General features: G+C 66.0%; 17 protein-coding genes and 3 pseudogenes. 12 read left to right on the top strand and 8 right to left on the bottom strand.

Going from position 1 to position 19109, the window contains the following annotated elements:
- Positions 1-42 precede the first annotated feature (42 nt).
- Positions 43-456 (bottom strand): DUF2147 domain-containing protein, encoded by a 414-nt coding sequence (locus M529_RS32185; RefSeq protein ID WP_021317375.1) that lies wholly within the window; start codon positions 454-456, stop codon positions 43-45.
- Positions 457-620: 164 nt separating this feature from the next.
- On the opposite strand from M529_RS32185, the gene prfB reads away from it, so the two are divergent.
- From prfB to M529_RS49125, 8 genes and pseudogenes are all read left to right on the top strand, one after another.
- Positions 621-1748 carry a peptide chain release factor 2 gene (prfB, locus tag M529_RS32190; protein WP_021317376.1) on the top strand — a complete coding sequence of 376 codons (1128 nt, stop codon included), beginning with the start codon at positions 621-623 and terminating at the stop codon, positions 1746-1748.
- On the top strand, positions 1748-2479 hold the full coding sequence (locus tag M529_RS32195; protein WP_021317377.1) for a class I SAM-dependent methyltransferase: 732 nt from the start codon (positions 1748-1750) through the stop codon (positions 2477-2479). The genes prfB and M529_RS32195 overlap by 1 nt, the downstream gene beginning before the upstream one ends.
- Before the next feature lie 74 nt (positions 2480-2553).
- The gene (locus tag M529_RS32200) at positions 2554-2865 is read left to right on the top strand and encodes a PilZ domain-containing protein (protein WP_236617665.1); all 312 of its coding nucleotides are present in this window, start codon (positions 2554-2556) and stop codon (positions 2863-2865) included.
- A gap of 138 nt (positions 2866-3003) precedes the next feature.
- Positions 3004-4011, top strand: a complete 1008-nt coding sequence (locus M529_RS32205; protein WP_021317379.1) for a hypothetical protein — start codon at positions 3004-3006, stop codon at positions 4009-4011.
- A gap of 21 nt (positions 4012-4032) precedes the next feature.
- A complete protein-coding gene (locus tag M529_RS32210) occupies positions 4033-5196 on the top strand; it encodes a beta-propeller fold lactonase family protein (protein ID WP_021317380.1) in 1164 nt (387 codons plus the stop codon).
- An 18-nt stretch (positions 5197-5214) separates the two neighbouring features.
- Positions 5215-6369, top strand: a complete 1155-nt coding sequence (locus M529_RS32215) for an L-lactate dehydrogenase (protein ID WP_021317381.1) — start codon at positions 5215-5217, stop codon at positions 6367-6369.
- A gap of 28 nt (positions 6370-6397) precedes the next feature.
- Positions 6398-6529, top strand: coding sequence for a hypothetical protein (locus M529_RS50545; RefSeq protein ID WP_021317382.1), 132 nt, complete (start codon positions 6398-6400; stop codon positions 6527-6529).
- Between the two features lie 159 nt (positions 6530-6688).
- A pseudogene (locus M529_RS49125) lies at positions 6689-6847 on the top strand (SUMF1/EgtB/PvdO family nonheme iron enzyme); the annotation flags it as partial.
- A 62-nt stretch (positions 6848-6909) separates the two neighbouring features.
- Here the strand turns inward: M529_RS49125 and M529_RS32220 are convergent.
- Together M529_RS32220 and M529_RS0124420 are read right to left on the bottom strand one after the other, a co-directional pair.
- Positions 6910-9180: a glycosyltransferase gene (locus M529_RS32220; RefSeq protein WP_021317383.1), complete on the bottom strand. Its 2271-nt coding sequence runs from the start codon at positions 9178-9180 to the stop codon at positions 6910-6912.
- Between the two features lie 61 nt (positions 9181-9241).
- A pseudogene (locus M529_RS0124420) lies at positions 9242-9793 on the bottom strand (dTDP-glucose 4,6-dehydratase); the annotation flags it as partial.
- Positions 9794-9863: 70 nt separating this feature from the next.
- On the opposite strand from M529_RS0124420, the gene M529_RS32225 reads away from it, so the two are divergent.
- On the top strand, positions 9864-11228 hold the full coding sequence (locus M529_RS32225; RefSeq protein WP_013039168.1) for a transposase: 1365 nt from the start codon (positions 9864-9866) through the stop codon (positions 11226-11228).
- 23 nt (positions 11229-11251) lie between these two features.
- On the opposite strand, the pseudogene M529_RS32230 reads toward M529_RS32225, so the two are convergent.
- From M529_RS32230 to M529_RS32235, 3 genes and pseudogenes are all read right to left on the bottom strand, one after another.
- Positions 11252-11773: pseudogene (locus M529_RS32230) on the bottom strand (dTDP-glucose 4,6-dehydratase); the annotation flags it as partial.
- 129 nt (positions 11774-11902) lie between these two features.
- Entirely contained in the window at positions 11903-12907 is a 1005-nt protein-coding gene (locus M529_RS47685; protein ID WP_021317386.1) for a phytanoyl-CoA dioxygenase family protein, read from the bottom strand.
- A 416-nt stretch (positions 12908-13323) separates the two neighbouring features.
- Positions 13324-14025 (bottom strand): hypothetical protein, encoded by a 702-nt coding sequence (locus tag M529_RS32235; protein ID WP_236617666.1) that lies wholly within the window; start codon positions 14023-14025, stop codon positions 13324-13326.
- A 175-nt stretch (positions 14026-14200) separates the two neighbouring features.
- Here M529_RS32235 and M529_RS32240 point away from each other — a divergent pair, with 175 nt between their 5' ends.
- The gene (locus tag M529_RS32240) at positions 14201-14947 is read left to right on the top strand and encodes an HAD-IIB family hydrolase (RefSeq protein ID WP_021317388.1); all 747 of its coding nucleotides are present in this window, start codon (positions 14201-14203) and stop codon (positions 14945-14947) included.
- A gap of 97 nt (positions 14948-15044) precedes the next feature.
- Entirely contained in the window at positions 15045-16673 is a 1629-nt protein-coding gene (locus M529_RS32245; protein WP_031294760.1) for a molybdopterin oxidoreductase family protein, read from the top strand.
- A 45-nt stretch (positions 16674-16718) separates the two neighbouring features.
- Here the strand turns inward: M529_RS32245 and M529_RS32250 are convergent, their stop codons facing one another.
- Positions 16719-17894, bottom strand: coding sequence for a glycosyltransferase (locus M529_RS32250; RefSeq protein ID WP_021317390.1), 1176 nt, complete (start codon positions 17892-17894; stop codon positions 16719-16721).
- A gap of 57 nt (positions 17895-17951) precedes the next feature.
- On the bottom strand, positions 17952-18515 hold the full coding sequence (locus M529_RS32255; protein ID WP_021317391.1) for a helix-turn-helix domain-containing protein: 564 nt from the start codon (positions 18513-18515) through the stop codon (positions 17952-17954).
- Positions 18516-18609: 94 nt separating this feature from the next.
- Here M529_RS32255 and M529_RS32260 point away from each other — a divergent pair, with 94 nt between their 5' ends.
- The gene (locus tag M529_RS32260; RefSeq protein ID WP_021317392.1) at positions 18610-19068 is read left to right on the top strand and encodes a DUF6456 domain-containing protein; all 459 of its coding nucleotides are present in this window, start codon (positions 18610-18612) and stop codon (positions 19066-19068) included.
- The last annotated feature ends 41 nt before the right edge of the window (positions 19069-19109 follow it).

Raw genomic sequence — 19109 nt, forward strand, 5'->3', positions numbered from 1 at the left:
GACGGGTCGCACTCCTTCAAGCAGGCCGCGATGCTCTTGTGTCTACGGCGTCACCCGCGTCCATATCTGCGATTTGCAGCCGATACCGCCCAGCAGACATCCCTCGCCCTCCAGCCGGTCCGGATCGAGCAGGGTCACGGTGCCGGAAAAGGTCTTGCCGATGTCCGGCACGAACACCTTGCCGCGCCAGCGGTTGCGGCCGGCGGGGGTGAAATCCCGGAACAGGGTCGTGCCCACCAGCGGGTCGGTGCCGCCGCGGGCGGCATCCGCCTTCGCCTTGTCGCTGGCCCACACGACCACGCCGCACATGTTCCGGCCGCACGGCTCCGCGCGGACGTGGACGCTGCCCTTGGGGTTGGACCAGATGCCGAAGGACGGCCCCGTACGGGGCGCGGCTCCGACGCATAACAGCGCCAGTGCGATGGAGACGGTCCTGCCCACGGGATTTCCTGCCATGCCTGTGTTCCTCGCAAGCCCGCTCGGCCATAACGGAAAAGGGCCGCCCGGGGCAATGTCGCGCGGCCGGCATGAGCGCAATGATCCTTCCCAAATCCCTTGCCCTCGGATAGGGGCGATCGCTTGATGCGTTGAGACGCACGAGACAGTTCTGGAGACTCCCCATGCGCGCCGAAGCGCTGCAATATATCGACCGCATCGACGCCGCGCTGGCCCTGCTGCGGCAATCGCTCGACTGGGACCGCGCGCTGCGCCGGCTGGACGAACTGAACGCCCGCGTCGAAGATCCGACGCTGTGGGACAATGCCAAGCAGGCGCAGGAGGTGATGCGCGAGCGCACCCGGCTCGACAATGCGATCGGCGCCACCCGCGCGATCGAACGGGAGAAGACCGAGACCGCCGACCTTATCGAGATGGCCGAGGCCGAAGGCGACGAGGAGATGGTGAACGAGGCGGTCGCGTCCCTGAAGGCGCTGGCCGACCGCGCCGACGAGGACAAGATCAAGGCTCTGCTGGCGGGTGAGGCCGACGCCAGCGACACCTATCTGGAAATCCATGCGGGTGCGGGCGGCACCGAAAGCCAGGACTGGGCGGAGATGCTGAGCCGCATGTACCGCCGCTGGGCGGAGCGGCGCGGCTACAAGGTGGAACTGGTCGACTATCAGGCCGGCGACCAGGCCGGCATCAAGTCGGCGACCTTCCTGTTCAAGGGCGAGAACGCCTATGGCTATGCCAAGACCGAGAGCGGCGTCCACCGGCTGGTCCGCATCAGCCCCTATGACAGCTCGGCGCGGCGGCACACCAGCTTCTCGTCGGTCTGGGTCTATCCGGTGATCGACGACGACATCGACATCGAAGTCAAGGAAAGCGACCTCAAGATCGACACATACCGCGCTTCGGGCGCCGGCGGCCAGCACGTCAACACGACCGACTCGGCCGTCCGTATCACCCACGTACCCAGCGGTATCATCGTCGCGTCGCAGAACGACCGGTCGCAGCACAAGAACCGCGCGACGGCGATGAACATGCTGAAGGCCCGTCTCTACGAGGCGGAGCTGCGCAAGCGCGAGGAGGCGGCGTCGGGCGAATATCAGGCGAAGACGGAAATCGGCTGGGGCCACCAGATCCGCTCCTACGTCCTTCAGCCCTATCAGCTGGTGAAGGACCTGCGCACCGGCGTCACCTCCACCTCGCCCGACGACGTGCTCGACGGTGCGCTCGACCCGTTCATGGCCGCCGCGCTCTCGCAGAAGGTCACCGGCGAGAAGGTCGACGTGGAGGACGTCGACTGATGATCCGGGCGGCGCTCGCCGGAGCGCTGGCTCTGCTCAGCGCATGCAGCGCGTTGATGCCCGATGACGGCGACAACCGCGCGGAAGCGGCGCAGCCCTTTCCCCGCGCCGATCGCCCCGTGGCGCCGATCGTGTCGACCCGCTGGTCCAGCGAGGAATCGCGCGACCAGGTCAACGAGGCGGAGGATATCATGGACCGCGCCGGCATCCGCCCCGGCATGACGGTGGCGGACATCGGCGCGGGCGAGGGCTATTATACCGTCCGCCTGGCTCGCCGTGTCGGCGAGAAGGGGCGCGTCCTGGCCGAGGACATCCTGCCCGAGGTGATCGAGGCGCTGTCCCGTCGCATCACGCGGGAGGACTGGCGCAATGTCAGCGTGAAGCTGGGCACGGCGGAGGATCCGAAGCTTCCCGAGAACAGCTTCGATCGTATCCTCATGATCCACATGTATCATGAAATCGCCGAACCCTATGCCTTCCTCTGGCATCTCAGCCCCGCGCTCAAGCCCGACGGCGAGTTGATCGTCGTCGACGCCGATCGACCGACCCGGCAGCACGGCACGCCGCCGCGCCTGCTCGCCTGCGAACTCGCGGCCCTCGGCTTCCGCCTGGAAGAACTGATCCCCAAGCCCAGCGCCGGCGGCTATCTTGCGCGGTTTCGCCGCATCGCGGCACGGCCCGATCCAGCGAGCATCGTCCCCTGCGCCTTTCGTCCCGAAAATCGGGGTTAAGGCCGGTCTAACCTTCATTTTTGGGGAAATCCCCTTACCCCCTTGTCATTATAGCGGTGAGAGAGAGGGGAAATGTGATCGAACAGCAACGGCCTTTGACCGGCCGCCTGCTGCAGCCCCGTGCTGCCACGCGGCATAAATTGTTCGAACCCATCGTCATGCGCATGCGGGGAACGCCGCAACGCGCGCATCTCCTGGACCTGTCGGTCGGCGGCGCCCTCGTCCATTGCGAGGCCCCGCCACTCGCAGGGGCCTGGCTGATGATCGAGACGACGGAGTTTGTGAGCGGCGCCCGCGTCGTCTGGGTCCGGGCCAAGCGCTTCGGTATCCAGTTCGATGCGCCCATCGCGGATGCCATCGTCCAGCGTATGATCCGCTCGCCCTAACCGGTTGTTCGCGGGCCACATTTGCGCACCAGCCGCGATGCGCATCATGGCGCCTACGACCTAAAGGCGCTTGCAGCGACCGGCAAAGCGTGACACTCTTCCTGCGCAAATACTATAGGATATGATCAGGAGAGGGTGATGCGGAAAGCGTTTCTGCTGACGATGGCACTATGTTCTCTTTCGGTCCCGCTGCTGGCGCAGGCGCCGGCGCCGGTTACGCAGGGCGCGACGCCGCCCCCCATGCCGGCGAAGGCGACCCGCACCGGCAAGCATGTCAACCGCATCATCGACATGTGGCTCAAGGGCCAGCCGGTCTATTACACGCAGATTCCCGCCGGCGGTTATGAGGAGGGCAAGAAGCTCGCCGCCACGAAGGCCGACTACATCACCTATGAGATGGAGCATGGGGCGCTCGACTTCCATCAGCTGCGCGAATTCATGCGCGGCCTGGCGGAAGCAGGTCCGACCCGTACCGGCCATCGCACGCCCGCCGTCATCGTGACGCTGCCGATTGCCGGCACGACGGATGCGGTGCGCGCCAATGGCTGGATGATCCAGCAGGCGCTCGCCGCCGGCGTGCATGGCATCCTGCTCTGCAACGCCGAATCGCCCGAAGCCGCCCGACTGATGATGGAAGCGGCGCGCTATCCGTTCGCGCCGACGGTGCCGGGCCTATCCCAGGGCACCCGCGGCAATGGCAGCCAGTTCTACGCCGCGCAGATCTGGGGTGTTCCCGCCGCCGAATATATGCGCATCGCTGAACCTTGGCCGCTCAATCCCGATGGTGAACTGATCTTCGGCGTGAAGATCGAAAATCCGCGCGCGGACGCCAATGTCGATTCGACGATCCGCGTCCCCGGCATTGCCTTTGCCGAATGGGGGCCTGGCGACCATGCCTTCTACCTGTTGGGCGCGCCGTCGCCGCGCGCCCCGGGAGCGCCGCGCATGGAGCAGCAGCCGATCATGGTCGCGGCGCGCGCCCGCGTGCTGGAGGCGACCAAGGCGGCCGGCGTCCGCTTCCTCAACGCCTGCAACGAGGATGACGTGATTGACCAGATCAAGGACGGCGTCATGATCTGTACCGGCGGCGACACGCCCGCTGCCGACAAGGGCCGCGCCTACAGCAAGCGGACGGATCCGGTCTGACCGGACGGGGAGGATAGCACCATGAGAAGATCGGTTGCCCTGACGGCGCTGGCTTTGCTGGCACTGCCTGCTTCGCTTTCCGCCCAGATCGTCCTGTCCGCCAATGACGGCAAGCAGGTGCGGCCCGGCGAGGATCCGTCGACGCGGACCGCGGATTCGGTTTCGGTCATCGACCTGCGCAGCTATCCGCCGCGCGTGCTGGGGCAGGTGGCCGCGCCCGCCAGCATGATCGGCCCGCCGGCATCGGTGGCGGTCGCGCGGGATAGCGGCTTCGCCCTGGTGACCGCGGCGCAGTCGCTGAGTGCCGACGGCAAGGTGGAGCCGGCGATGACGGTTTCCGTGATTGACCTTGCCGACCCCGCGCATCCCACGGTTGTTCAGACCGCGCAGGCGGGGCCGGGCGCCAGCGGCGTTGCCATCAACCGCGCGGGCACGCTGGCGATGGTCGCCAGCACCGGCGACGACAGCGTCACCGTCTTTGCCGTGCAGGGCAAGCGGCTGACCTCCGTCGGCAAGGTGCAGCTTGCCGCCAAGGCGCGTCCGACAGACGTCGCCTTTGCGCCGGATGGCGCCACCGGCCTGATCGTCGCGCAGGGCGCGGGCAGGCTGATCCCCTTCACGATTTCCGGAACGGACGTGAAGGTGACGGGCGAAGGCTTCGCGCCGGGCGTGCAGCCTTATGGCGTGTCGTTCAGCGCCGACGGCCGCTTCGCCTACAACACCAATCTGGGCGGCAATCCCGATCCGGCAGGCGCCACGCCGGCCAGGGGCCCACGCATGGGTACGATCACGGCCGTCAATCTCGCCTCCGGCGCGGTGACGCCGGTCGAGGTCGGCTATACGCCGGAGCATGTCACCATATCGGCCGACGGCCGCTATCTGGCGGCCGTGGTCCACAACGGATCGGGCGGCGCGCCGGGCAGCCCCGGCTACAACCCCAACGGGTCGCTCCAGGTCTATCGGGTCGCGGGCACGAAGCTCACCAAGGTCGCCGATGCCCCCAGCGGTGCCTGGTGCCAGGGTGCGCTGTTCAGCACGGACGCGCGCACATTGCTGCTGCAATGCGCCGTGGCCAGGCAGATCGAGGTCTATCGCTTCGACGGCAAGAGCCTGAAGCGGGACGAGGCGGCGACAATCCGCATCGACGGCCGCCCCGGCGCGCTCGGCACGGCGCTGACGCGGTAGAGGGGTCGGGCCACCGCCATGATGGTCGCGCCGGCCTGCGCCGACGACTACCGGCTGCTGGCGAAGGCGCGTCTGCCGCGCTTCCTGTTCGAGTATATCGACGGGGGCGCCTATGATGAGGAAACCATGCGCGCCAATGTCGCGGGTTTCCAGGCGGTGCGCCTGCGCCAGCGCGTGATGTGCGACGTGTCTCAGGTGACGCTGGCGACCAGCCTGTTCGGCATGGAGGCCTCCATGCCCGTCGCATTGGCTCCGGTGGGGCTGGCGGGGCTCTATGCCCGACGTGGCGAGGTGCAGGCGGCGCGCGCGGCCGAAGCGGCGGGCGTTCCCTTCGTCCTTTCCTCCTCGGCCTGCTGCGGCATCGAGGAGGTGGCGCGCAACGTCCGCCGGCCGGTCTGCCTCCAGCTCTACATGATCCGCGACCGCGGCTTCATGGTCGACCTGCTGGACCGGGCGGCGGCGCTAGGCGTCGACACGCTGATGCTGACGGTCGACCTCATCATCCACAGCCCGCGCCGCCGCGACGTCCGCACCGGTCTTACCGGGCCGCAGGACATGCGGGCGAGGGTGAACCGATTCTGGGAAATCATCCGCCATCCGGGTTGGGCCTGGGACGTGGGAATGCGCGGCCGACCGCATACCCTGGGCAATTTCGCGCCGGCCATGCCGGATGGCGCCGGCCTGTCCCACTTCACCGCCTGGGTGGCGCGCAATTTCGACCCGTCCATCACCTGGCAGGACATCGACTGGCTCCGCGCCCATTGGCGCGGCCGGCTGGTCATCAAGGGGATCATGGAGGCGGAGGACGCGGTGGCCGCCTGCGACATCGCCCCCGATGCGATCATCGTATCCAACCATGGCGGCCGCCAACTCGACGGCGCGCCCTCGGCCATCGCAGCCCTGCCGCATGTCGTGCAGGCAGTGGCGGGCCGCGCCGAGGTGCTGATGGACGGCGGCGTGCGATCGGGCACGGACGTTGTCCGTGCGCTGGGTCTGGGCGCGCGCGGCGTCCTGCTGGGCCGGCCCTGGGCCTTCGCTATGGCGGCCCGAGGCGGCGCAGGCGTTGCCGCGCTGCTGGAGATGCTGCGGCACGAGATCGCCGTCGCCATGGCGCTGACCGGCCAGACCGACGTGACGCGTGTCGATGCGTCGGTGATCAGCCGGCACAGCTGAGCTTGCCGCGTCCGAAGGAAAAGTCGATTTGCGCGCGTTTCTCTATCTTTACGTGGAGATTGCCTCGATGGTGCGGTTGGTCGCTGCGCCGGATGACGACGTCGGCATGACCTGCGGCTTTGGATTGGGATGCAGCTTGCTGCGCGTTACCAACGGCTAAAGCGCACGAGCCAGGGCGACGACGCCAGGATCGTGTTCCCCCACTCCAACTAGGATTTGAAGCGATGCGCGACACCATAGCGACAGAATAAGCCACTCGCGATCCGCCTGCGGATCGACGCCGGGCTCCATTCACCTGCCAAGCCATGCGCCGGTCCTGGTGGGAGAGCGTGCGCCGGGCAACTCCAGCTTCGATCCCGAACAACCGGGCGCCCGCGTCCGCGTTATCAAGGGCGGCTCCTTCCTCTGCGCCCCCAATTATTGTGCCCGTTATCGTCCGGCCGCGCGCCACGCGCAGGAGGAAGACAGCGGTGCCTCCCATCTCGGCTTCGTACCATTCGCCGGAGCTGAGTGCGCCGGAGGGGAAGGGGGACGCCGCCGTCAGCCGGCGATCTTCGCCTTCCCCTTGCCCAGCAGGGTCTTCTTCCTGCGCGACAGCAACTCCTCCCCCAGCAGTGTCGCGCGGATACGCCGATCCTTGAACTCGGGCGAACTGAGGATGGACCGCAGCATGTCCTGCTTGGAAACGCCGCTGCTCAGCAACGCCACATGGTGGGTCAGCCCGGCCGGATCGGCGCGGCGGCCCAGCACTTGCTGATAGAAGGTTTCGACAAACTGCTCGCCATCCAGGTCCAGTATCTCCGCGACATTGATCGTGACATCGGGCACCAGGGATACGGGGGCCGCAGGCGGCGCCTGCGGTGTGGGGGCAGCCGGTACGGCTTCCAGATTGTGCAGCTTGCGCAGCACGTCGCCGTCTTCGATCCGATCCATCAGGAGATCATAGATGTCGGGCCGGTTGAGGAAGTCCGTCGCGAAGTCGAACAGCCCCTTCGACCACTGAGCCCAATCCTGCGTTTCGCCTTCCGTGACGTGTGACCGGCCGAACGCGACGGCCTCGCGTACCTTTTCCGCAAGCTCCCCGTCGGAACTGTACAGGAAGACGCCTTCAACCGAACTGAAGGTCGAAAGGATCTCCCGCGTCGCCGGAATGTCGCGCGCGACGACCGGCTTGCCCAGGGCCAGCGCATGCATCAGCGACAGGCCGAAGCCTTCATAATAGGAAGGCAGGATGATCGCGCTGCTGCGGGCGAAGATCTCGTTCATCTCCTCGTCCGGCACCACGCCCGAATGCAGCTCGCGGATGTTGCGCAGGCCCCCCCCGGCCCCTTCGCCCATGACCACCACGGACAGGCTCGAAATGGCTTCCGCGATGGTCCGTCCGGTGATGCCTGCGGCCTTGTGGGCGAAATGATTACCCATCACCAGCACATGCTCGCGCCCCATGTCCATGCCCTCATAGCGCGCCTCGTAGGCAGAGGGCTTGGTCGGGAGAAGGCGGGTATAGGCTTCCGCACGATATTTGCGGGGGAAGCGGTTGGCGAAGGTGTCGTGCGAGAACTGGCTGATGAAGAACAGTCCGTTCGCGTTGCGGGCGACGTGGGACCAGAGGGCATGGACGTTGTTGCTGCCGCGTAGATGGCTGCAGTCCAGCGCGATGACGTCCAGCATGCCGTAGATGTTGATCGGCGCCAGATGTTCCATCACGTTGATCTGATGCAGGTCGAACGGCTGGCCGAAGAAGATCGAGATTGCATAGACGGGCGCAATTTCGGTGCGCGCCCTGATCGTCTTGAGCCTGTCCAGCCCGTGGAACTCGGCAACCGACTTGTCACAGATGACGGAGATTTCGAAATCGTCATGCGGCTGGCTGTCGCACCAGCGCACGAAGTTCATGATCAACTCGTTCGTGCCGTTGTGATGGCGTCCCATGGTCAGCAGGTCGAGCGCGACCTTCAGCTTGCCGTCCGCAGTCGGCACGAGATTTTTGAGTTGGGTCATGGCCCGGTATTCGGGCGACCGCTCGAATTCCTTGACCAGTGGCAGGAATTCCGGATGGCGCCCCACCATCTTCTGCAGATTGCCCGATTGCTGTCCCTTGAAGTCGATCTCGTGGAGCATGAAGGAGGCTGACCCGGCATGATAGGCATAGGCGTGGTTGGCGAGCGCGGCGCGAAAGCCGACTTTGCCGGCGCGCATCACCAGGTCGTTCTCTTCCTCGTAGCCGACGCCGAATTCCTCATCCAGCGCTCCGAAATTGGCAACCACCTGTGGCGATATCAGCATGTAGAAGCCGACCGCCGTGGGAGCGAAGGTATAGCGCGGCAGGTAGCGATAGACCGACTCCCAGGAGATATAGCAGACCTCTGGCGTGGTCGCGATGCCGGACAGGTTGTTGGGCGCCTGCGGAAAGGTGGCGATGGCGGCGTTGTTCGATCGCGGGCAGACGAAGCCGATCTGCGGGTCGGTCTTCAGCACGGCGACCATTTCCGAGAGCGTGTTGCGGTAGGTGATGGTGTCGCTGTTGACCAGGACCGCGCCGGCGCCATCGCGCTTGCAGATCGCCAGCCCCTTGTTGACGCTCTTCACGAAACCGAGATTTTCGTCGTTGACGATATAGATGTCGATCAGTCCTTTCCGGGCGCGGTCGGCCAGATAATCGCTCACCGCCTCGTCATCGGGCGAATCATTGACGACGATGACCTTTGGATCGCAGTCCCGAATCTCCGACAGGCGGGCGGAGAGCGATTCGAGGCAGATCTTGACCAGCTCAAGATTGCGGTAAACCGGGACGATGAGATAGAGCTTCATCAAGAATCCTCAAAGACTTGGCAGGCCGTCGATTTTCGGGTGAAAGGGCTTCCTTTAAGGCTTAACCCGCCAGGGCTGCGCGCCCGAGCAGCGGACGCCACCAGTCCTGGTTGTCCAGGAACCAGCCCAGCGTCTCGGCGAAGCCCTGGGGGAAATCGCGCGCCGGCGCATAGCCGAGTTCCGAACGGATCTTCGTCTCGTCGATCGCATAGCGGCGGTCGTGGCCCTTGCGATCCTCGACATAGGTCATCAGTTCCGCGGTCGGCCGGCCCTGGGCGGCGGGCGCCATCGGGAACTGGCGCGCCAGATCGGGATTGGCGGCAAAGGCGGCGTCGACGCCGCGGCAGATCTCCTCGATGACCTTGAGGTTCGGCAGTTCCTGGCCGCCGCCGACATTATAGGTCTCGCCGATCCGGCCCTGGCGCAGGATCAACTCGATGCCCACGCAATGATCCTCGACATGCAGCCAGTCGCGGATGTTCATGCCGTCGCCATAGATCGGCAGCTTCTTGCCCGACAGCGCGTTGATGGTGAACAGCGGGATCAGCTTCTCCGGAAACTGGTAGGGCCCGTAATTGTTCGAACAGTTGCTGGTGGTGGTCTCCAGGCCATAGCAGGCCGTTGACGAAGTCGGCGGTGGCTGATTCAGTGCGGCAGTGGGATTGTCTGGCGGGTTAGCGGCGATGGCGATGGGGCGTGATAGCGAGGTCCAGTCCGATTTGATCGTGACGTGGGCGGAGATACCGCGTTCACCGGGGCATGTTTTCTACGACAAGCTCCAGAAGCTGCTGGCCGAGGCGGGCTTCGATGGCTTTGTCGAGAAGACGTGCAAGCCCTATTATGCGCCGCGGATGGGAGCCCCGTCGCTGCCGCCGGGCCGCTATTTCCGCATGCTGCTGATCGGCTATTTCGAGGGCATCGACAGCGAACGCGGGATTGTCTGGCGCTGTTCGGATTCGCTGTCGCTGCGGGAGTTCCTGCGACTGTCGAGCCGCGACAAGGTCCCTGATCATAGCTGGTTGTCGAAGACGCGGAGCCGCCTGCCGCACGAGGTACATGACCAGATCTTCGGCTGGGTACTGGCCCTCGTCGCCGGGCACGATCTGGTGAAAGGCGAGCGGATCGGCGTCGATGGCTCGACCATGGAGGCGAACGCCGCGCTGCGTACCATCGTGCGGCGTGACAATGGCGAGACCTACCGCGAGATGCTGGTGCGCATGGCGCAAGAGAGCGGCATCGACACGCCGACGATCGACGACCTTGTCCGGCTCGATCGCAAACGCAAGGGCAAGAAGCTGTCGAATGCGGACTGGGCGAGCAAGACCGATCCCGACGCGAAGGTCGCGCGGATGAAGAACGGCTCGACGCGTCTGGCCTACAAGCCCGAACACGCGGTCGATCTCGACACGGGTGTTATCGTGGCAGCGCCGATCCACCCGGCCGACAAGGGCGACACGACAACGCTCGACGCCACGCTGGAGACGGCAGCACGCAACCTCGCCGACATTGGCCTGGCGCCGACGTCCGGGGATCCCTGCGATCTTGTGACCGATAAAGGCTATCATTCGCGCGAGCTCCTCAAGGGTCTCGACGGCGACATCTGGAAGACGCGCATCGCCGAGCCGGCACCGCCGAATGGATATCTGCGCTGGCACGGCGACGAGGCTGCCCAGAAGGCCGTCTACGCCAATCGGTCTCGCCTGAAATCCGCCGTCGGACGCAAGGCGATGCGCAAGCGTGGTGAGATGGTCGAGCGTAGCTTTGCCCACGTCCTGGATCGCGGCGGCATGCGCCGCGCGTGGCTGCGCGGGCGCGAGAATGTTCACAAGCGTTATTTGATCCACGTCGCCGGGTTCAATCTTGGCATTCTCATGCGCGCCCTGTTCGGTTGCGGCACTCCGAGGGGCGCCAGGGGCGCATCCAAGGCATTCTTGTTCGTAGTTCAGACCGATGTTGCGCTCGTCATCGCCCTCGTCGCCGAGTTCGACGGAGAAAGGGCCATGCTCCTCATCGTTTTTACCCCTGAAGGCGCTGACAGACCCGGCTGAAAACCGACTTCGTCACCGCGCTGATAGGTGTGGTGATAGGCGCGCACCAGATGGTCGGACCCGGCCTTCGACGCCGAGTAGGGAGAATTGGGCGCATAAGGGGTGGTTTCGCTGAAGGCCGGATCGTCCAGCTCTAGCGTGCCGTAGACCTCGTCCGTCGATACATGGTGGAAACGGTGCGGCCGGCCGCTGCCCTTGTCCAACCAGGCATGTTTGGCAGCTTTCAGCAGGCTGTGGGTGCCCACGACATTGGTGGTCACGAAGGCATCGGGGCCGGTGATCGACCGGTCGACATGGCTTTCCGCCGCGAAGTGGACGATGGTATCGATGTCGTGGTCGGCGATCAGGCGGGAAACGAGCGCCGTATCACAGATGTCGCCTTCGACCAGGGTGACGTCGGCGACGCCCTCGATATTGGCGGGATTGCCGGCATAGGTCAGCGCATCAAGCACCACGATGCCATCGCCGGGCGAAATCTTCCGCCAGTGCCGCACGAAATTCGCGCCGATGAAGCCCGCGCCCCCAGTGATGATCAGATTAGCCATGCGTTTTTGTTTCGCTCCCTCAATAATCGCGCAGGAAAGATCGTGCGCGACTCCCATCCGCCACAAACCGTTTGTTTTGATTCCCTCGCCCCGGGCTAAGACCTACCCTGTCTTTCCACCCTTTTGCAATCAGGACGCAAACTTGTTCATGGCTTTGCGGAAGGCCGAAAGGCTGGACAGGAAGGCGCCGCGATCTTCCTCGCTCTCGTCTTCGCTCTTTTCCTCGGGCCGCAGCTTCAGATTATAATGCTGGCTGCAATAGGCGAGTTGCCCGTGATGCCGCACGGTCGCCAGATGGGGATGGGTCGAGAAGAAATAGGGGCGGCGGGTCTGCGGGCAGAAATGCCCCACCAGGCTTTGCCTGGTCAGGCTGGTGTCGCGCACCGGCGCGCCGCCATGAGCCAGATCCGCATGCCAGATCAGAATGTCGCCCTTCTTGGGCAGGAAATATTGCACGCCCTTTTCGCTCTTTGCGGCGTAATCCCGCAGGTGGGCGGCCCATGCCTCATGCGGCGCGTCGCCGTCGGTGGCCTGGTTCCAATGCTTCCGGTCGCCGCCGAAGATCCAGTCCGGCAATCGGTGGCTGCCCGGGACGTACATCAACTCGCCGGACCCGGGCTGGACATCTTCCAGCGCGATCCAGCAGGCCGCCAGCTCGATCGGCTGGTCGACCACGACATAGGCCGTGTCCTGGTGCAGACCCTGTTGTGAGCCCTGGTCGAAGCTGAGGCTTTGGAACAGCAGCGGATCGGCATCGAAGATCAGCTGAAAGAACCGCAGCAGCCTGGGCACGGAGAACAGGTCCAGCGCCTCCTTGAACGGCACGAAGGAGTCGACGACGCGCACCCCGAGCGGATCGGCGGGTTCCGACAGCGGCTGAACGTCGCCATAGCCGTGCCGCTGATAGAGGACGTCGGCATTGCCTTCGCGGAAGGAGGATGCGATCCGCCTGCGAAACGCATCGACCCGATCCCGGGATGCTGCGCCTTCCAGGATGATGAAGCCGTTCTCGACGAAGAATTCGACCTGTGCGGCCTGTTCCTCGGTCAGGTTACGCGCGGTGATCTGCTGCCGCCAGTCCGCGCGGTCGATCCACAAGCCACCGAATCGGGAATGAAAGGGGGCATCGCTCATGGCGTGACCCCTTCGCTCAGCGCCTTCGGCGTCGTTCGATATGACCGCATTTCAACTCTTGCCCCTGTTTTGAGTGTCTGGCGAATGATCGTCCGCGTTCCTTCGCTATGGTGCCATCAGCAAATATGCTGACGGGCATAATCGATACATGGTGGCGTTCAAGGTGGTCGTTGACACGGGAAAACGGCTTCTCCTTTTGGGAAATGTCTGGAAACCGGCTTCCTTATCGACTCATCGCATGAACGATAGCATGCCAATAGCTATCCGAACCACATAGTTCATTATTGAATGTAATGAGATATTTGAAGAGTCCGCTGTCGTCCGTGACGCTCTGCGGCGCAATGGACATGTAATAGGGGGTGATGAAGGTCGCCCCGTTTCGGTGATGTAGATCGAAAAGCCCCTTGGTGAATCCGTCAGCTCACGTCCAGCATCAACAGGCCGATACCGAATATGCGCGGATCCTGGCTCACGCCGACCGCTAGGGGCGACACGGGCGTGCTGAATGTCATATGCAGGGAAATGTCACCTTCGCCGATGCAGGAAGGAGGCAGACGGAGCCGGACCACCTGGGGCATGCTTCGGAGCGCGAAGGATCCCAGGAAATAGCCGTTGGCGGCGACGTCGATCGTTGGCCGGTCGGCGCCCGGCGCGATGAAGCATTGCAGCGTCAGGTGGACGTCGACATAGCCACCCTTATAGTCTTCCAGGGCGAAGCGAAGAACCTGAAGCGCATCGTGCCCCCATGTCCCCCACGGCTCCGGCTCGAACCACCCTGAGGCGAGGAAGGCCGAGTTGTCGAAGGCGTTGGTGAAGCGGACGGGCTCGTTGCGGCGCACGATTGGATAACCGGCGGGGGACCAGCGCTGGCCGCTTTCGCTCGCCGGGGCGGCGTCGCGCCGCTGGGCATGGACCTCCGCCAGCACGAGCTCTGAAAAATGGTTCAGACGGTCCAGCAGGCTTAGGCAGAAGTCGAGCTTGGCTTCGAGCAGGTCGATCCGCTGGTGGAGCGCTTTGGCGGTCGGCTCCGCCACCGGCAGGGAACTGCCCCCTGTCTCTTCATCCTCGTTCAGAACGCGTCCCCTGCAGTCCTTGCGGGTCTCTAAATGGCAAGCCATCCTCGCGCTGTCGACTGGAAAGTGCCGGGACGCGACCGGCGGTGGCGCAAATGCCGGGAACGGCAGGCCGCTGCACCGGAATGAGATGAGCCGGTCAGCAGATCATTGCCCCTCGCACCCGAACCGGCTAGCGCTCCGCCGCTGAGGCATATCAAGGACAGGACCGGGGCAAGGAATGAAGCAACTGATCGCGTTCGATCTCGACGGGACGCTGGCCGAAAGCAAGCAGCCGCTGGGCGAGGCCATGGGGGGTGCCCTCACCCGGTTGCTGGGCGTCGCGCATGTCGCGGTGATCTCCGGCGGCGACTGGCCGCAGTTCGACAAGCAGGTGGCGAGCCGTCTGCCCGCGCAGGCCGATCGGTCGCGTCTCTGGCTGATGCCGACCACGGGTACCAAGCTCTACACGCATCAGGGCGGCGCTTGGGCGCCCGTCTATGCCGAACTGTTCGACGATGCGCAGAAGCAGGCGATCCTCGCCGCCTTCGATGCCGCGCTGGAAGCGACCGGCTTCGTGCCGGAGCAGACCTGGGGCGAGCGGATCGAGGATCGCGGCAGCCAGATCACCTTCTCCGCGCTCGGCCAGCAGGCGCCGATCCACGCCAAGGAGGTGTGGGACCCGGACTTCGCCAAGCGCAAGATCATCCAGGCGGACCTGCGCCGGCGCCTGCCGGGCCTGTCGATCAACATGGGCGGCGCGACCTCGATCGACATCACGCGGGAGGGCGTGGACAAGGCCTATGGCCTCAAGAAGCTGCGCGACGCGAGCGGCATCGCGCTCGATGCGATGATGTTCATCGGCGACGCGATCTTTCCCGGCGGCAACGACTATCCGGCCAAGGAACTGGGGCTCGATACGGTTCGCGTGCGCGATCCGCAGGAAACGCTGGCCGTGATCGAGGCGATCGTCGCCTGCCAGAAATGACCCGCCTCCGGCCGTAGCGGGTGCATCTTCCCTCCTCCGGCCGCATCGGCTAGTCACGCCCTTCCCACCGGCAAGGCACGGGAGCCTGGCGACTGACATGGCAGTGATACGCACCCTGTGCGGACAGTGCAGCGTCGGTTGCGGCCTTCGGGCGACGCCTTTCGAGGACGGGCTCATGGTGGAGGGGGACCGGATGCATCCCGCCAATGGCGGCCTGCTGTGTCCGGTCGGCGAAGCGCTGGCCGGGCCCCGGAGGATGGAGGGGCGCCTGCTCGGTCCGCTGGTGGATGGCCGGGCTGTCGGCTGGGATCGTGCGATCGCCCAGGCAGCGCGTCGGCTGCGCGATGTCATCGGGCGTCATGGCCCTGGCAGCGTGGCGCTGCATGTCGGCGGCGACTTGACCACCGAAGACTATTATGCCGCCAACAAGCTGATGAAGGGATTCATCGGTTCGGCTCATATCGACGCGCCCTGGTCCACCGACGGCGCCATGGTGGCGCACCGCCGCATCTTCGGCGAAGACGTCGTCCCGGCCGCGCTGGAGGATGTGGATCGCGCCGACCTGATCCTGGTTGTCGGTGCCCGGGGCCTGGACGATCATCCGGTCCTGGAGGATCGCGTCCGGGCGGCGGGGGACGAGAAGGCGCACCTGGTCCTGATAGGGACGGGCGGTTCCCTTCCCGATGGCGCGATCCGCCTGCCGGCCCCGCGGGGGAGCGAGGCGCGGCTGCTGGCCGGCCTGCTCCGGCATTGCTGGGATGCCGGGCTGCTGGACCTGGACTGGCTGGCCCGCCATGTCGCCGTGCCCGATGGTTTTTGGGCCGGGCTGCAGGCGGGGCACGACCTCTGGTCGGTGGCGCGGGCCTGCGGCCTCTCCCCTGCCGAACTGCGTGCTTTCTACGATCTGTTCGCGGCATCCCGCGCGACCGTGACGCTGTTCAACCCGCTGGACGAGCCGGACGCGCTTGCGGCCGCGATCCTCAACCTTCATGTCGCGACCGGCCGGATCGGCCGGCCCGGCTGCGTTCCCTTCGCCCTGGCGACGAGCGCCAATGCCATGGGCGGGCGGGAGGTCGGTTGCATGGCCTCCATCCTGGCGGCGCACCAGCCCTTTTCGCCCGACGTCGTGGCGCGGGTCGCCCGCTTCTGGGCCGCGCCGGCGATGTCGACGGGGCCGGGGCTGGAGGGGGAGGCGCTGCTTCAGGCGATCCGCGATGGAGAGGTCCGGGCGCTCTGGTCACTTGGCGGCGCTGACACGCACTGGCTGCGCGAGGCGGCCCACCATGCCCCGCTGGTCCTGCTGTCCACGGGACAGCAGGCCATGGCCGCGCTCGATGGCGTCGATATCGCCTTTCCGTCCGCTGACTGGGCGGAGCGGGACGGCACGCTGACCAGCGCCGACCGGCTGATCGGCCGCCAGCGCCGTATCTTTCCGCTCGCCGGGGAAGCGAAGCCGCACTGGTGGATCGTCACCCGCCTCGCCCAGGCGATGGGCTGGCGCGATGCCTTTCACTATGAGCGCCCGGCGGACATCTACCGCGAGCATGTCCGGCTGACCGCCTATCACAATGAGGGTGGCCGCCTGCTGGACCTGCGCCGCCACGCGCCTATCTCCAACCCCGCCTATGAGGAGCTTACCCCGTGGCGCTGGGGCGAGCTGCCGTTCGACGGCGGTCGCTTCCCCACTGTGGACGGGCGCGCCCGGCTGGTGCCCAGCTGGGAATGAAGGCCGGATCGTTGCTTCAAAACGATCTGCCGGAGCGGCGGGGCCTTATATCCCGCGGGCCACGATATCCTGCAGATGTTCGAGCAGCGCATCGCCATTCGCCGCCCAGGTGAAGCGCCGGGCGGTTTCCCGCACCGCTTCCCGATCGGGCGGATGGTCGATCAGGTCGCGGATCGCCGCGGCGATCGCGTCCGGATCGCGCTCGACGATTCGCCCCGCTTCGGGCCGGTCCATCAGTTCGCGCGCGCCGCCCACGTCGCTGATGACGATCGGCGTACCGCAGGCAAGCGATTCCACCCAGGCGTTGGCCAGTCCTTCCGATTCCGACGGAAGCGCCATCACGTCTGCGGCGGCATAGATGCGCGGCAGCTTGTGGTGCGGCACCGATCCCAGAAAGCCGATGCGTCGTTCCACCCCCAGCTCCAGCGCCAGCCGTTCCAGCGTCCGTCGATGCTGCCCCTGTCCCGCCAGCAGCAATGTCACGTCGGGCAGCTGCGGCAGCGCGCGCACCAGCAGGTCCTGCCCCTTGCGTGGGATCAGCGCGCCGACCGACAGTACCACCGGCCCGCTGAACCCGAGCACCGCCTTGGCTTCCGCCCGGTCCATGATCTCGAAACTGTCCAGGTCGACCCCGGTATAGTGCACGCGGATCTTGTCCTCGTCGATGCCCATGGCGGCCATGGAGCGCCGCATCGCGCCCGATACCGCCAGCAGAGCGGCGGCGCCGTCCGCCGCCTTGCGCACCATCTTCCGCGTGCCCTTGCGCGTTCCCCAATGATGGATGTCGGCGCCTCTGGCCTTGATCGAATAGGGAATGCCCAGCGCCTTCGACAGCCGTTGCGCCACCGGCCCATCCGGAAAGAAGAAGCTGGCGTCGATCACGTCGAACGGCCGCTCGGCATGCAGACGCCGCACCAGCGGCAGGATGGCCCTGGTCATCGCGCCGACATTGGTGGCGCCGCCGAACTTCGGGACGATGCGGAACAGCGGGCGATAGACGGTCAGGTTCTGCCAGCGCTCCTTGCGCGGCAGCGCCAGGAGCGGGGCATAGCGGCCGGCACGCGACAGCGGCCAGGGGGGCACGCCCAGCGGCGCGATCACCGTCACGTCCGCCTCGGGCCGGCTTGCCAGCTCCCGCGCCTGCCGCTCCACGAACACGCCGAAATTGGGCCGGCTGATGTCGGGGAAGAGGGTGGAGAGCATGAGGACGTTGAGCGCCATGACCTCTTTCTGCCGTGCCTTGGTTGGAGATGGGTTAAGCCGCCCGCACCCTTTTGGCTAGAGCCGCCGGATAAGCTGTTCGGCCACCGCCCCCCATGGCGGGTCGGTCAGCACCTGCTGCCGTCCGCCCACGCCCAGCGGCAGAAGCTGGAGCCGGTCGCCCTCCCGCCCGATCAGCCGCCCGAACAGGAAGCGCCCGGCGGGACGCGGCAGCAGCACGTCGCGGTTCATCGCGGCGGCGAAATCGGCCGGCGCGATGCGGCGGCACCAGATCGCATCGCCGCTGCGATAGTCGCCGATGCTGGCGGTCACCTGCACGCCGATCATGTCGTCCGCGGCGGCGGGCGAGGGAAGGTCGAGCGGCCGCGTCGGCGCCCGTGCCCCTTCCGGACCCAGCAGCGCGGCGACCGGTACCGTCCTCTGCTCAGGCAGTGCCACCAGGTCGGACGCCGCCACGCCCAGCGCGGTCGCGATCCGGTTCAGCCACTTGATCGACACCGTGCGCGTCCCGGTTTCCAAGCGGCCGATGGTCTGCGCCGTGGTCGGCGGATCGCACAGCGCCCCGACCTGTTCCAGCGTCAGCCCCCTCGCCCGCCGAACCTCCCTGATGCGCGTGATCATGCAACCGCCTCATTGAACCTATTTGGTTTTCTTCTTTCCTACAATCTGTTCGATATGGCAAGTCCGTCTCTAACGCGGCAGGAAGGAGATGCGCATGGCCGTCACCCATGTGGAACAGATTATCGAGGATCCGGCGGGACGGGCGCAGAAGGTGCTGGTCAACCTCGGCGAATCGCCGATCGCCTGGCTGCATGCGCGCGGCCATCTGAGTGACCGCCATCATGCGGCCGGCGACTTGCTGCGCGCGGACTGGGAACGGGCGGGCCTTGGCCAGCGCGTGACGATGCGCTGGGATGGCGCGCCGCTGCAGGGTGGGCGTCGCGCGGCGCCGGGACGGGGCGATCCGACGATGGCACAGCTGTCCGCGCGGGCGCGCTTCGACGGCGCGATCCGCGCGGCGGGTCCGGGGCTGGCCGACATATTGTGGCGCGTCGCCTGCGCAGGGGAAGGTCTGACGGCAGCCGAGCGGGCGCTGGGCTGGCCGAGCCGCGCCGGAAAGCTCGTCCTCACCTTCGCCCTCGACCGGGTGGCGGCCTGGTACAAGGTGCCCTGAAGGGGGCGAGCACCCCGTTCGTTCAAGCTCAGGGCGAACGG

Origin of the sequence: Sphingobium ummariense RL-3, from assembly GCF_000447205.1 — a bacterium.
Taxonomy (GTDB): Bacteria; Pseudomonadota; Alphaproteobacteria; order Sphingomonadales; family Sphingomonadaceae; genus Sphingobium; species Sphingobium ummariense.